The sequence below is a fragment of the Desulfurella multipotens genome, assembly GCF_900101285.1.
Classification (GTDB): domain Bacteria; phylum Campylobacterota_A; class Desulfurellia; order Desulfurellales; family Desulfurellaceae; genus Desulfurella; species Desulfurella acetivorans.
In genome coordinates, this window is sequence record NZ_FMYU01000006.1 from 52,706 (window position 1) to 65,293 (window position 12,588).

Consider the following 12,588-nt stretch of genomic DNA (forward strand, 5'->3'; position numbering starts at 1 on the left):
TGCTAATGTAGTTTACAAATGAATATACACGAATATCAAGCAAAAGAATTATTAGTAAGATATGGTGTAAATATACCTAAAGGTTTTGTCGTAACAAATACGAAACAAATAGATAGCATACCATTTGAAACAGGTAAAACCTACATTGCAAAAGTGCAGATTCACGCGGGAGCAAGAAACAAAGCTGGTGGCATTCAAAAAATTTATAATAAGCAAGAAGCTATTAGCTTCTGTAAAAAATTCTTAGGCAAACGCATAATAACGCCACAAACGCCAAAAGAAGGAAAAATTGTATCTGCTGTCTATATTGAAGAAGCTCTACTGGGTAATCAAGAGCTATATGTAAGCATTTTTGCGGATAGAAACAATCAATGCAATACTATACTTGTTTCAAAAGAAGGTGGAGTAGATATTCAAGAAACCTTCAAAGTAAACAAAAGCAATACGGTCTGTATAGATCCACTTCTGGGTTTTTCCAAATTTTACGCAAAAAAAGCGGCATGCGCTTTTAATTTTGAAAAAGATAAAGCAAATAATTTTGTAATTTTAATATCAAAACTTTTTATGCTTTACAAAGATATCGATGCAGAGCTTTTAGAAATAAACCCTTTGCTTGATACCGGTAGTGATTTTTTTGCACTTGATGCAAAAATTGTAATAGATGATAACGCACTTTTTAGACAGGAAAAAATCCTATCATATACAGACATATTACAACAAGAGCCCCTTGAGTTTCAAGCAAGCCAAAATAACTTAAATTATGTAAGGCTAGATGGAAATATTGCTATGGTGGTTAATGGGGCAGGGCTTGCAATGGCTTGTTTGGATACAATAGAAGACTTCGGTGGCAAATGTGCAAATTTTTTGGATATAAAAGGCAGTGCTACCAAAGAATCAATTTTTAAAGCGTTAGAAATTATCTACCAGGATACAAGGGTAAAAGTTATATTTGTCAATATTATTGGAGGCATTGTAAGATGCGATATAGTTGCACAAGCTTTGGTAGATTTCTGCGATGCCTATAGCTTTAATTTGCCGATTGTTGCTAGACTTGAAGGTGCAAACAAAAAAGAAGCAATTGATATTTTAAATGCTTATAAAAAAAGCAACATCAGTATGGCAAAAAACTTAAGAGAAGGCATTGAAAAAACCATACTTCTTGCTGGAGAAAAAAATTGAGTATATTAATTAACACATCAACTAAAGCAATAGTACAGGGTCTTGGCAAGCAAGGTATATTGCATACAAAACTTTGCTTGCAATACGGTTCAAAAATTGTAGCAGGTGTTAGCTTTGGTAAATCATACGTTGAAGGACTTGATATTCCTGTTTTTAATTGTGCCAATCAAGCTCTACAGCATGTGCAGGCAGATACAAGCTTGATATTTGTGCCTGCAAATAGTGCTGCAGATGCCATATTAGAAGCCCAAGATGCGGGTATAAAACTAGCGATTGTAATAACAGAAGGCATACCCTTGCAAGATATGTTAAAAGTCAAAGCATTTGCGCAAAAAAGTGACATGAAAATCATTGGTCCAAATACACCAGGTATAATATCACCAAATGAGTGCAAGCTTGGTATCATGCCAGAGCAAATATTTAACAAAGGCAATATTGGCCTGGTTTCAAGGTCTGGTACACTTATGTATGAGATTGCTTTGCAGTTAAAAGAAGCAGGTTATGGTATTTCGACAGCTTTAGGTATTGGTGGTGATGCAGTTTTGGGTATGAGTTTTGCTGAAGTATTAAATTTTTTTGAAGATGATCCCCAAACTAAATGTGTTATTATGATTGGCGAAATTGGCGGGATTTTAGAAACTCAAGCCATAGATACAATCAAAAGCATGTCAAAAAAAGTTATTGCATATATTGCTGGCAAAAATGCACCAAAACAAAAAAAGATGGGTCATGCTGGAGCAATTGTATCTATAAAAGACGAATCTGCTCAGGCAAAAATTGAAGCGTTATCTAATGTTTGTCTTGTAGCTAAAAACCCATTTGAAATTAACTATTTTTTAAGAAGCCTCTCGATTTAAACTTCCAATATATTCATTTGCAAGACTAGATATTGTAAAAATTTCATCTTCGCTAATTGTTTCAAAACCTTCAAAACCAATATCATCTAATAATTTACTATTAAAATTCAAAATTGACTCAGTAATGCTTTTTTGTAATTCAATTAAACGTGGTGATATACAAAACGCATGAAAAACAAAACCATCGTTTGAAACATCTAAAATATTAAGTTGATTTTTAATAATAACTGATGATTTTTCATAAACTTCGCTTAAAACAAATCCTATATCGTACTCTGATTGCAAAACATTTTTTATTACACTTTGATAGCTACCAGAAAAATTAAATTTACAACTATCTAAATCAATTTCGGCTTTCTCAAGCAAAAACAAACCCACCATATGCACAAATGTTTTTTTGTGAGCAGATATTATATTTATTGGCTTTGTAAGTTCTAAATAACTTTTATATTTTTTTGAACAAATAATAACTTCATCAAAGTGATTGCGAGGTCTTGCAATAGGCAAAAAACCTATTTCATTCATAAAAAAAACCCAATCAAAAGGGTTTGCATAAACTATATCAATTTCGCCAGAAAGCACTGCATTTCGTGCCTCATCGAAATCTTTATACGGTATAAACTTAACCCTTTGGCCTATGCTTTTTTGTAAATATGAGGCAACCATAAACCATCCGGGTAAATTTTTACCAGCATAATTAGGATCAACACTAAATCTAATCATATAAAACCCCTAAATATCAAAATCTGCTTCAATTTCTCCCAATATATTTAAATGAATTTCAAATGCTTTCATGTATTTTAAAGCTGTCATCATTGAACCTTTAAATTTTAGTTTTCTGCTCATTAATGCCATTTTGGACGATATTTCTTTATTTAAGATTTTTTTCCAGTTTTCCAGTGAAGTCCACATCTCAAAATCACATATTCTCTCATCTTTTTTACCTGCAAAAACAATTTTTCCTTTTTCACATACCATCATTAAATGTGGCAAATTAGGCCTGTCTTCAATATAGTATTCCCAGCTTGCAGTAAAATTTCTTAAATCTTGCTGTATAATTTGGTTATTTGTATTCCATTGATTTGCAACCAATTTTATCCAATCCTCACTCATAAACAAAACAGACACATAACCCCCTACATCTCTTTAAGTTTATAATATAATTCAATTATATATTCAATATTTTACATAAATAATTTGATTTAAAAATTAGTTTTTGTATAATTTCATTTATGAATCAAACCAAAAACAACCTCGATGATATAATCTATAAAACCTATTCTATTTTAATTAAAGACTTTGAAAAGCTAAATTTTGATATTCTTCTTGATTTAGTTTTTGATTATTTAGATTTAGAGCTTGCATGGATTGGTATATTCTGCGATAAGCACTTAACTTTAAGTAAAGCAAAAGGCAAAGCCACTCAATACACAAAAGATGAAACCTTAAGAAACTACCAGATAAACATACTAAAAAATACTTAGATAATGCATTTGTATCAAATGATGTTTTAGAAGATCAAAGACTGTCTTATCTAAAAAACGCTGCCACAATTTATGGTTTTAATTCAATATTTGGGTTTATTTTTCAAATAAATGACTTTGATTGCGGATTTATACTGTTATACTCAAAATACAAAAACTATTTTGACAAACGCACTTCAGAAATTTTAACCAACTTTTCCTACGCAATTAAAGCAGCAATACTTATTTCTAAAAAAGAAAAAGATTTAATCCTTTTAAAAGACATAGTTGAAAACAGTTACCAGGGTGTGGTAATAACAAACAGCAAAAATGAGATAATTTATACAAACAAAGCTTTCAGTAACATTACAGGGTATAGTTTTGAAGAAGCAAAAGGCAAAAATCCTTCGATTCTTAAATCTAACTATCATTCAAAAGATTTCTATAAAGACATGTGGCACAAATTAATCCATAATGGTCATTTTGAAGGTAAGATTTATAATAAAAGAAAAAATGGCGAGATCTACGAAGAGATTATTTTTATAAAAACAATTAAAGATGAAAACGGAAATATATCGTATTATTTTAGCTTTTTCACAGATCTAACAGAATTAAAAAAAGCACAAGAGCAGGCTAGCTATAACATATATCACGATCCTTTAACAAAGCTTATAAACCAGGTTGGCTTTTTTGAGCAAGCTCAAAGAATCATCGAAAAAAATGAATCGTTTGCTATAGTCTATATAGACTTAGATAACTTTTCATAAATACAAAATTTGGTATTGAAAAAACCGATCAATTGCTAAAGGAATTTGCTGATTTTCTACGATTACAGTTAGCTGATCCAAAAGACATAGTAAGCAGGTTTGGATCAGATGAATTTATTTTTCTAAAGCGCTCTATTATAGAACAAAATATCGTAAAATTTACAAGAAACACTATTGAAAAAATAAGGCAAAAAAGTTTCAAAATTGATGGTCAGGAAATTTTCTTAAAAGCTAGTGCTGGCATTGTGCTTTATCCAAAAGATTCAGATAATATAAATACACTCGTAAACTACGCTCAGGCTTCATGTAGAAAAGCAAAACAACTTGGTAAAAATCAGTGCGTGTTTTTTAATAACTCTATATATGAAGAATTTATAAATGGCTTTATGCTAACAAATAAAATAATACATGGAATAGAATTTGAAGAGTTTGAGCTTTACTTCCAGCCAATATACAATACACACTCAAAAGCTATAACTCATGCAGAAGCCTTAATCAGATGGAATCATCTAGAAAAAGGTTTACTTTCTCCATTTTATTTTATTCCTTTTGCAGAAAGCTCAGATCTTATTGAAAAACTTGATTTTTATGTTTTAGAAAAAGCATTAGAAAGTATAAATGAAATAATAAAAGAAGGCTTGAAAATAATAATATCTGTAAATATAACAGGCAGAACATTTCTGACAGATAACTTTTTGGATACCTTTATTGTGCTTATCGATAAATACAAAACAGACCCAGGCTTTATAAAAATAGAGCTTACAGAATCTATAGCCCTAAGCGATGAAAACAAAACAATACAAAAAATGCAGGCTCTAAGAAACCTCGGTATAAACTTTTCAATGGATGATTTTGGAACAGGATACTCTTCTATCTTGAGTTTAAAAAAATTCCCTTTTTCTAACATAAAACTAGACCAAAATTATATTATGGATCTGCAAAACAATCAGGAATCTGCTATCATAAGCTCTCATATGCTTAGCATGCTAAATGAATTAAATTTTGAAACAAGAAGGCATAGAAAACGAGTATCTTTTCTTTCTTTTTAACTACCTACCTTGCGACTTACTTCAGGGTTATTTTATTTCAAAACCAATACCATACCATGAATTCATAAATTTTGTAAAAAATTTCAAACCAGATAGCACATTCATAGAATTTCAGCAAAATAATTCAAAAATACTGAATTTAAAAATAGCTCAAGTAAAGTATTTTATTTATAAGTATTTTAAAATAATAAGAAACATTTTGCAAAACAATGATTCAGACAAACAACTAAACGATTTATCAAAAATTATTGAATTTGACCATAAAAAATGCGATTTTGGCAAATGGTATTACTCGGTCTACCCGCTTTATGAAAAAAATATTTTTAGAAAAAAACGAAGAAAAACTTAATTTTTTATTTAATAGCTTAAAATACAAAATTATGCTGTTAAATAAGCAATTTGATAATTTTTACCTGCAAAATTTTATTACAAAATAATTCAAATCCAATACGCTTGGTTTTTCATAAATATGCAAGTATTTTTCAAGCTCAATATAATAGTTATCTGCTAAGAATTTATTAGTTCTTGGGGTGATTATGAAACTTATTATTGCCATTTTTTGCATTCTCATATTTGTAAAAACTTCATATGCTGTAGAATTAACATCTATTGATGTTGCTAATCAAACAATTTTAATAAGTTCAAACTCAGAACCAAAATATACAAAATCAAGTTTTACTTTGAATAATAAACATTATTTTGTCGTATCCTTTAAAAACGCTATTTTGACTGGTAAAAGTGAAGTTTTATATAACAAAATACCAGGTATAGATAGTATTACGCTTGTTCAATATAGCTTAAATCCAAATATTGTTAGATGCACTATTCAAACAGAGCAAAACCAATCATTTTTTGTTCAAACAGTTCAAATTAATCCCCAAAAAATGGTAACCATTATCAGCCCAAATGTTAGCGAACCAACACAACCTCAAATTTGTTCAACACCAGCCCAAATTCAACAAGCAAAAAGGTTTAAAGTTTTTATAGATGTAGGTCATGGGGGTTACGATCCAGGTGGTGTTGGACCAGCTGGTTTACCCGAATCATTTGTTAATCTTTCTGTAGCTTTAAAATTAGCAAAATACCTTAAAGAAAAAGGTATCTCTGTAGAACTAGATAGAACCTCAAATGTCTTTGTACCACTTTCTACCAGGACACAACTGGCAAATGAAAGTGGTGCAAATTTATTTATAGGTTTATATTGTAATGCTTCCACAGACCCCAACATGCATGGAACAACAACGTATTACTGGCACGAGGATTCCTATCCTTTTGCAAAATACTTAGAAAATTACATATCTGAAAAACTGGGCTTAAAAGATGATGGTACTGTAAAAGATAACCTATATGTAATCAGATATACTACGGCAATGCCAGCAGTTTTAATAGAATATGCCTATATATCAAATTATTATGAAGAAAGTTTACTTGGTTCAGCAGGTTTTAGAAATATACTTTCGCAGGATTTAGCAAATGCTATTTATAACTATTTTATTTTAAAGAAAACTCAAATTGCGAAAAATGAGGTAAGAAAATGAAAATACTAATTATCCTATTAAGTACTATTGCTTTTTTGTCAACATTTATGTAACTACTTTTAAGGGTACTTTTTGTAAAACTATAAAATTTTTATGAAAATTATTAGGTTCAAGACAATTTTTTTTGTAATAATAGCGTGTTTTTCAATAAGTATTGTGAGGGCTTTTTGTATAGAGTTTTTAAGCGAAAAACGTTATAAACAAATCTATACAAATGATGTGGACCCAACAGTTCAAGTACAAGGCAAAAGAGGCTTTATATTTGATTCAAAAGGTAAGATTTTGGCAACAAATCTATTTTTGTATGATTTATTTATTGATCCAAAATATTACTTAAAAAACCAAAAAAAAAATTGATAATACTAAATTTTTGAATTTTGTTGATAAAGTATTTAATATCAACATACAAGATATAATTCAAGAAAATCCTAAAAAACAATATATAAATATCGGTATATTGCCAATAAAGTATTACCACTATGTTAAAATAAATATACCGCTTGGTTTTGGCTTGCAAAAACTACAGGAACGTTACTACCCATACGAAAATACAGTTTCTCATATAATTGGCTTTGTTGATGAAAATGGAAACGGTGTTATAGGTGTTGAAAAGCAATACAATATGTATTTAGAAGGTCAAAAAATTTTTGAAAAAGTTTATCTAACACCTTATGGAAATTTGAATTATACTAAAATACCTCAAAATGGTGACAATATTCATCTTACCATAAATGAAACTGTTCAAAGCTACCTTCATTATCTACTCAAATCAACTCTAAAAAAACATAAAGCAAAAATGGCTATGGGTATAGTAATGAAGCCAGATGGAGCAATTCTAGCTATGGATGATGTTCCAGGTTACAATGATAATAAATATTATGATTACACAAACTACTCTCGTATAAAAGATATGCCAATTAATTTTTTATTTGAACCAGGAAGTGTATTTAAAATCGTCACAATGAGTAGTGCACTAAATTCAGGTATCTTCAATGGTCATGAAACTTTGTGGTGCGACAACGGGTATTGGCCAGTATTTGGACATGTTATAGAAGATGTTGAAGATAATAAGCACAAGGTTCGATCAGGTATTTGCATACTCAAGTAATGTATGCTCTGCAAAAATTGCTCTTAAAGAAAATAAAAAAATCTTTTATAAATACCTATGGAGATTTGGTTTTGGAAAAAAAACAGGCATAGATTTGCCAGGTGAAGAAAGTGGTATTGTTAAAGATTATGTGAACTTACGTCCCTTTGATTTAGCAACAATGGCTTTTGGACAAGGGATAAGTGTAACACAAATCCAGCTTGCAAGGGCATACTGTGCAATTGCAAATGGGGGGATATCTTATTACACCACATGTGCTAAACTATATATCAAAAAACCACAAAATAATAATATAAAGAACACTTCGTAAAAATACTAAAACCTCAAACTGTAAAAAAAGTAAAACATATACTAGCCGATGTTGTTAAATACGGTACAGGAATTTATGCTCAATTAAAAAATTATTCAATAGGTGGCAAAACAGGTACTGCTCAAGTAGCAAATGGTCACGGTGGTTACAGCAAAAAAAAATATATCGGATCATTTGTAGCTATATTTCCACTAAACAAACCGAGATTTGTTATATTGATAACAGTTGTTGACCCAAAAGGAGTAAATTACGGCGGAGTTGTGGCAGCACCTTACGTAGCAAAAATGGCGTCATTTTTGGCTGCATATTATAAAATACCTGGAAACAATACAATAAATAATAATATAAAAAAAATAGCTTGGGGGCAATAAATGTCTAAAAAATTACAGTTTTTCACTTTATTGTTTATTTGTTTGATACTGGTTGTTTTCTTATACTTTGGGTTTAGTGTTACATCAAAGGCAGTTGCTAACCAAAATAGCAATCTACCTCAAAAACAAATTAAAATATTCAGTGAGGTATTAAATATTGTACAATCAGATTATGTTGAAAAAATACCTACTTCTAAGCTAATTATTGATGCAATAAAAGGCATGGTTAGCTCACTTGATCCACACTCAGAATTTTTAACACCTCAGGAATACAAAAATATGCAAACAACAATGAAAGGCCACTTTGGTGGAATTGGAATAGTGATAGACAAAAAAGATAATTTTTTGACTGTAGTGTCTCCTTTACCCGGCACACCAGCATATAAAGCTGGTATAAAAGCTAACGATGTAATTCTCAAAATAAATAATATTTCTACATTTAGAATGAGTTTAGAAAAAGCTGTTAAGTTAATGAGAGGTAAACCAGGCACATACATTAAGCTCACTATAGCAAGAAAAGGCGTAGGTCAACCCTTAATTTTTAAGTTAAAAAGGGCAATAATACATATTAAAAATATTGACACAAAACTTTTTGGCGATATTGGCTATATTAAAATAATACAATTTAGAGACCACACTGCAAGCGAATTAAACAATGCATTATCAAAATTAGAAAAAAACACATTAAAGGTCTAATCTTAGATTTAAGAAACAATCCTGGCGGACTTCTCAATGAAGCTGCCAAAGTTTCAAATATGTTTATAAATAAAGGTGTTATAGTTTCAATCAAAGGAAGAAACCCTGATAATGACCAGACAATCTATGCAACAGATAAGCCAATTTTTAAAAAACCACACGTAGTGCTAATTAATTCTGGTACTGCATCTGCTGCAGAAATTGTAACTGGTTGTTTAAAAGATCATAATAGAGCAATTGTAATAGGTCAACGAAGTTTTGGTAAAGGTAATGTTCAGGATGTTATACCACTTAAGGGGGGATATGCTCTAATATTAACAGTAGCAAAATACTATACACCAAATGGTTTTAGTATTCAGGCAGAAGGTATTGTGCCAAATATCGAAATAAAAAAGAAAAATGAAGATGAATTTGTGTTAAGAGAAAATGAACTTTTACACCACTTAACAAGCAAAAAAGCAATATTACAAAAACCTCAAGAAATATTAATTGATAATAATACAAAAGAACCCAAACATCTTAAAAATGAATTTATAATAAAACAAGCAATAAAAGTATTAGATGAAGAGATTCAAAAGTGTCCACAAAGTGCCAAAGCGTGTTATAGTTACTTGAAAAGCTAGATTTTAAAGTTATACTTTGAATATGATTAATTTTTCAAATTTAGATCCTATTCTTCATTATAAGCTTGATCCTGGTGAGTGGGGCTCAAGTGCTCCCTCCAGCGCCGCATTTTCAATTGGCAGAGTCTCAACCCATGAGGCCGATAATATAAGTCGTTTTAAAAAGCAAGCTATTCAAAAAGGCTGTTATGTTGTATCAAGCAGCGTATCATTAAATATTAGCAAACAAGGTGAGTATTTAGCTGCAACAAGCGGAAAATCCCAGGTTATTGTCTATTGTCCCAAAAAAGATGAAAACAAATATTATAAACAATTAGTACCCAATATAAATAATCAGATTAATCAATTAAAAGAACAAGAAAAATATACAAACAATCCTGTCCAAAAAGACGAAATATTGAGAAAAATCGAAAACTTAAAATTTCAAAAGCAAGCCTTTAAGGCTATTGAACAATATGCAAAAGACACTATAAATATGAGCTTAATTGATTTTAGCGTTTAATTTAATATTATTGTATCAAAACTATAATTTAGTAAATCAATACAGAGTATTTTATCCAACAGGTTTGGTTTAAGTGAACAGATGATTTTTACAACCTCCATTGCCTGTATACTTCCAACTACACCTACTGTGTATGGCAAAATATAATTTTCCTGATCACCAAATGAAAAAACATCTTCCAATTTTTTATCTTTAAGTGTGGATATTTGACCAAAATAACCAGATACACCGGCATGAACGAAATAAATATTATTTTTAAAAGCCAATCTACTAAGCAAATTCTTTGAATCTTTATTATCAAAACAATCAACAATTACATCAACATCAGGTAACAAAAAATCCTCATCAATTTTTCCTAAAATCTCAACCTGGCAATTGAACCCAATTGAATCCAATTTTTCTTTTGCTGTAAGATTTTTTTGTTTTCCAATATCGTGCGTTGTATATAACAACTGTCTATGAATATTGGATTCGCTTATTACATCAAAATCTGCAATATACAATTTTCCAACACCTGACCTTACAAGTAATTCACACACAATACAACCCAAACCACCAGCGCCACCTACAAAAACTCTTGAATTTTTAAGCTTTTCCTGGCATATATCGCCTAAAACCGGGATCTGTCTGTCAAAAAAACTCATCCGCCTGCAGCAGGTGGGAAAAAATCTATACTATCACTATTTTGAACAATAGTATCCAAACCATTTAAGTGAGATATATTTTTGCCATTAACCAAAATCATGGTACCAGCCAAAAGATTGTTATTATCTAATATATAATTTGATATCCCAAGTAAATCTATCAGAGATTTTATATTTATATACTCAGTATTAATTTCTACGCTTTTTCCTTTTTTTTCACGTAAAGTTGAATAAAATCTTACTAACATATTTTTAATATAAAAACATATAATTTTTTTTCAAGTAAGATTGAAAAGTTTAAAAATTCGCTTATATTGTAAAACAAAACTGGAGGTATTAAAATGGATAAGCCTAATTTTTACATTGATTTAGAAAAAGATTTTCCCGAATTTATTAATTCACTTGAAAATTTAGGTAAAGTTGCAAAAAAAACAGCAAATTTAGACGAAAAAACTATACAATTGGTTCAGCTTGCAGCAGCTTGTGCTATAGGAAGCGAAGGTGCAGTGCATTCTCATACACGAAGAGCACTTCAAGCAGGTGCTACAAATAATGAAATAATAGGCGTTTGTATTGCACTTGTTAGTACAATTGGGTTTCCAAAAGTTGCTGCCGCCATTAGCTGGGTTAGAGATATTATAAAATGAAAGCGTTAATTACAGGTTCAACTGATGGTATAGGTAAAAAAACTGCCCAACTTTTTGCTACAAATGGAATCGAAGTTATTATTCATGGAAGAAATCCAAAAAAAGTGGAAGAAACAAAAAAAACAATTGGTTGCGATGGTATTGTGGCGGACCTTGCGTGCTTAAAAGAAATTGATAATATAGTTTATATAATAGAAAAACAACCAATTGATATACTCATAAACAATGCTGGAATATATAGTAAAAATTATCAACTGAGCTGTGATGGATTTGAACTTACATTTGCAGTGAATTACCTGTCTCATTTTTATCTTACACTTAAACTTTTAGAAAAAAAGATTTATCCGAAAATTATTTTAAATATTAGCTCTATGATTCACGCTGATTATATCGAATTTGATGATTTAGAAAAACCAAGCTCTTATGATCCAAATGAAGCTTACTCTGTATCAAAACTTTGCAACATATTATTCAGCTATTACTTAGCTCAAAGGTTAAAAAATATTGGTATTTTAGTAAATGCAGCTCACCCTGGTGTAATAAATACAAAAATGCTTATTAATAACTGGGGACCTATTGGTGAAAGTGTAGAAAAAGGTGCACAAAATATCTTAAAAACACTTCAAACAATCCAAAAAAATTCATATACAGGAATGTACTTTGTCAATGCAATTCCTACAAAGTCTAAAGCAATCTCGTATAACTTACATATTCAAGAAAAACTCTGGGAATTAAGTTTAAAATTATGCAATATAAATGATATAAAAGTTGACTAAATTTGTCATATATTATATACTCAGATTGAAAATTTATTAATTTTTGGTACGATTTGAA

Annotated in this window: 20 protein-coding genes; 16 read left to right on the top strand and 4 right to left on the bottom strand. The window is 30.0% G+C overall.

Features of this window, described 5'->3' with window-relative positions; all coding sequences use genetic code 11:
- The first annotated feature begins 18 nt into the window (after positions 1-18).
- Together sucC and sucD are read left to right on the top strand one after the other, a co-directional pair.
- A complete protein-coding gene (gene sucC / locus BLQ93_RS04710; RefSeq protein WP_092128544.1) occupies positions 19-1,179 on the top strand; it encodes an ADP-forming succinate--CoA ligase subunit beta in 1,161 nt (386 codons plus the stop codon).
- Entirely contained in the window at positions 1,176-2,036 is an 861-nt protein-coding gene (sucD, locus tag BLQ93_RS04715; RefSeq protein WP_092128546.1) for a succinate--CoA ligase subunit alpha, read from the top strand. The genes sucC and sucD overlap by 4 nt, the downstream gene beginning before the upstream one ends.
- Here the strand turns inward: sucD and BLQ93_RS04720 are convergent.
- Entirely contained in the window at positions 2,016-2,759 is a 744-nt protein-coding gene (locus BLQ93_RS04720) for a phosphate/phosphite/phosphonate ABC transporter substrate-binding protein (protein ID WP_092128548.1), read from the bottom strand. The two genes, sucD and BLQ93_RS04720, sit on opposite strands and share 21 nt — an antisense overlap.
- 9 nt (positions 2,760-2,768) lie before the next feature.
- The gene (locus tag BLQ93_RS04725; RefSeq protein ID WP_092128550.1) at positions 2,769-3,164 is read right to left on the bottom strand and encodes an SCP2 sterol-binding domain-containing protein; all 396 of its coding nucleotides are present in this window, start codon (positions 3,162-3,164) and stop codon (positions 2,769-2,771) included.
- 104 nt (positions 3,165-3,268) lie between these two features.
- Between BLQ93_RS04725 and BLQ93_RS04730 the strand changes: the two genes are divergently transcribed.
- From BLQ93_RS04730 to BLQ93_RS04785, 12 genes are all read left to right on the top strand, one after another.
- Positions 3,269-3,520, top strand: coding sequence for a hypothetical protein (locus BLQ93_RS04730; protein ID WP_092128552.1), 252 nt, complete (start codon positions 3,269-3,271; stop codon positions 3,518-3,520).
- A 263-nt stretch (positions 3,521-3,783) separates the two neighbouring features.
- Complete coding sequence (locus tag BLQ93_RS04735) at positions 3,784-4,266, top strand: sensor domain-containing diguanylate cyclase (protein WP_272979386.1); 483 nt, start codon at positions 3,784-3,786, stop codon at positions 4,264-4,266.
- 32 nt (positions 4,267-4,298) lie between these two features.
- Complete coding sequence (locus BLQ93_RS04740; RefSeq protein ID WP_092128556.1) at positions 4,299-5,315, top strand: GGDEF domain-containing phosphodiesterase; 1,017 nt, start codon at positions 4,299-4,301, stop codon at positions 5,313-5,315.
- A complete protein-coding gene (locus BLQ93_RS04745; RefSeq protein ID WP_092128558.1) occupies positions 5,269-5,664 on the top strand; it encodes a CZB domain-containing protein in 396 nt (131 codons plus the stop codon). Before BLQ93_RS04740 ends, BLQ93_RS04745 begins: the two co-directional genes overlap by 47 nt.
- Positions 5,665-5,851: 187 nt before the next feature.
- Entirely contained in the window at positions 5,852-6,853 is a 1,002-nt protein-coding gene (locus BLQ93_RS04750) for an N-acetylmuramoyl-L-alanine amidase (protein ID WP_092128560.1), read from the top strand.
- Between the two features lie 93 nt (positions 6,854-6,946).
- The gene (locus BLQ93_RS04755) at positions 6,947-7,210 is read left to right on the top strand and encodes a hypothetical protein (RefSeq protein WP_092128562.1); all 264 of its coding nucleotides are present in this window, start codon (positions 6,947-6,949) and stop codon (positions 7,208-7,210) included.
- A 13-nt stretch (positions 7,211-7,223) separates the two neighbouring features.
- The gene (locus BLQ93_RS09745; protein ID WP_092128564.1) at positions 7,224-7,961 is read left to right on the top strand and encodes a penicillin-binding transpeptidase domain-containing protein; all 738 of its coding nucleotides are present in this window, start codon (positions 7,224-7,226) and stop codon (positions 7,959-7,961) included.
- A complete protein-coding gene (locus tag BLQ93_RS09750; protein ID WP_092128566.1) occupies positions 7,909-8,271 on the top strand; it encodes a penicillin-binding transpeptidase domain-containing protein in 363 nt (120 codons plus the stop codon). Before BLQ93_RS09745 ends, BLQ93_RS09750 begins: the two co-directional genes overlap by 53 nt.
- Positions 8,272-8,273: 2 nt before the next feature.
- On the top strand, positions 8,274-8,642 hold the full coding sequence (locus BLQ93_RS09755) for a penicillin-binding transpeptidase domain-containing protein (RefSeq protein WP_092128568.1): 369 nt from the start codon (positions 8,274-8,276) through the stop codon (positions 8,640-8,642).
- Positions 8,643-9,338, top strand: a complete 696-nt coding sequence (locus BLQ93_RS04775) for a S41 family peptidase (protein WP_092128570.1) — start codon at positions 8,643-8,645, stop codon at positions 9,336-9,338.
- On the top strand, positions 9,338-9,961 hold the full coding sequence (locus BLQ93_RS04780; protein ID WP_245670445.1) for a S41 family peptidase: 624 nt from the start codon (positions 9,338-9,340) through the stop codon (positions 9,959-9,961). Before BLQ93_RS04775 ends, BLQ93_RS04780 begins: the two co-directional genes overlap by 1 nt.
- A 22-nt stretch (positions 9,962-9,983) precedes the next feature.
- Positions 9,984-10,463: a hypothetical protein gene (locus BLQ93_RS04785; protein ID WP_143338693.1), complete on the top strand. Its 480-nt coding sequence runs from the start codon at positions 9,984-9,986 to the stop codon at positions 10,461-10,463.
- On the opposite strand, the gene BLQ93_RS04790 is transcribed toward BLQ93_RS04785, so the two are convergent.
- Positions 10,460-11,107 (bottom strand): HesA/MoeB/ThiF family protein, encoded by a 648-nt coding sequence (locus BLQ93_RS04790; protein ID WP_092128576.1) that lies wholly within the window; start codon positions 11,105-11,107, stop codon positions 10,460-10,462. The genes BLQ93_RS04785 and BLQ93_RS04790 overlap by 4 nt on opposite strands.
- Positions 11,104-11,355, bottom strand: coding sequence for a MoaD family protein (locus BLQ93_RS04795; protein ID WP_025391786.1), 252 nt, complete (start codon positions 11,353-11,355; stop codon positions 11,104-11,106). Before BLQ93_RS04795 ends, BLQ93_RS04790 begins: the two co-directional genes overlap by 4 nt.
- Before the next feature lie 93 nt (positions 11,356-11,448).
- Between BLQ93_RS04795 and BLQ93_RS04800 the strand changes: the two genes are divergently transcribed.
- Both BLQ93_RS04800 and BLQ93_RS04805 read left to right on the top strand, forming a co-directional pair.
- Entirely contained in the window at positions 11,449-11,754 is a 306-nt protein-coding gene (locus tag BLQ93_RS04800; protein WP_025391785.1) for a carboxymuconolactone decarboxylase family protein, read from the top strand.
- The gene (locus tag BLQ93_RS04805) at positions 11,751-12,530 is read left to right on the top strand and encodes an SDR family NAD(P)-dependent oxidoreductase (protein WP_092128577.1); all 780 of its coding nucleotides are present in this window, start codon (positions 11,751-11,753) and stop codon (positions 12,528-12,530) included. Before BLQ93_RS04800 ends, BLQ93_RS04805 begins: the two co-directional genes overlap by 4 nt.
- The last annotated feature ends 58 nt before the right edge of the window (positions 12,531-12,588 follow it).

Bases quoted from the DNA above. Each gene is read 5' to 3' on its own strand.
- sucC (WP_092128544.1), top strand. From the start codon at position 19: ATGAATATACACGAATATCAAGCAAAAGAATTATTAGTAAGATATGGT.
- BLQ93_RS04720 (WP_092128548.1), bottom strand. From the start codon at position 2,759: ATGATTAGATTTAGTGTTGATCCTAATTATGCTGGTAAAAATTTACCC.
- BLQ93_RS04730 (WP_092128552.1), top strand. From the start codon at position 3,269: ATGAATCAAACCAAAAACAACCTCGATGATATAATCTATAAAACCTAT.
- BLQ93_RS04750 (WP_092128560.1), top strand. From the start codon at position 5,852: ATGAAACTTATTATTGCCATTTTTTGCATTCTCATATTTGTAAAAACT.
- BLQ93_RS04755 (WP_092128562.1), top strand. From the start codon at position 6,947: ATGAAAATTATTAGGTTCAAGACAATTTTTTTTGTAATAATAGCGTGT.
- BLQ93_RS09750 (WP_092128566.1), top strand. From the start codon at position 7,909: ATGTTGAAGATAATAAGCACAAGGTTCGATCAGGTATTTGCATACTCA.
- BLQ93_RS04775 (WP_092128570.1), top strand. From the start codon at position 8,643: ATGTCTAAAAAATTACAGTTTTTCACTTTATTGTTTATTTGTTTGATA.
- BLQ93_RS04785 (WP_143338693.1), top strand. From the start codon at position 9,984: ATGATTAATTTTTCAAATTTAGATCCTATTCTTCATTATAAGCTTGAT.
- BLQ93_RS04790 (WP_092128576.1), bottom strand. From the start codon at position 11,107: ATGAGTTTTTTTGACAGACAGATCCCGGTTTTAGGCGATATATGCCAG.
- BLQ93_RS04795 (WP_025391786.1), bottom strand. From the start codon at position 11,355: ATGTTAGTAAGATTTTATTCAACTTTACGTGAAAAAAAAGGAAAAAGC.
- BLQ93_RS04800 (WP_025391785.1), top strand. From the start codon at position 11,449: ATGGATAAGCCTAATTTTTACATTGATTTAGAAAAAGATTTTCCCGAA.
- BLQ93_RS04805 (WP_092128577.1), top strand. From the start codon at position 11,751: ATGAAAGCGTTAATTACAGGTTCAACTGATGGTATAGGTAAAAAAACT.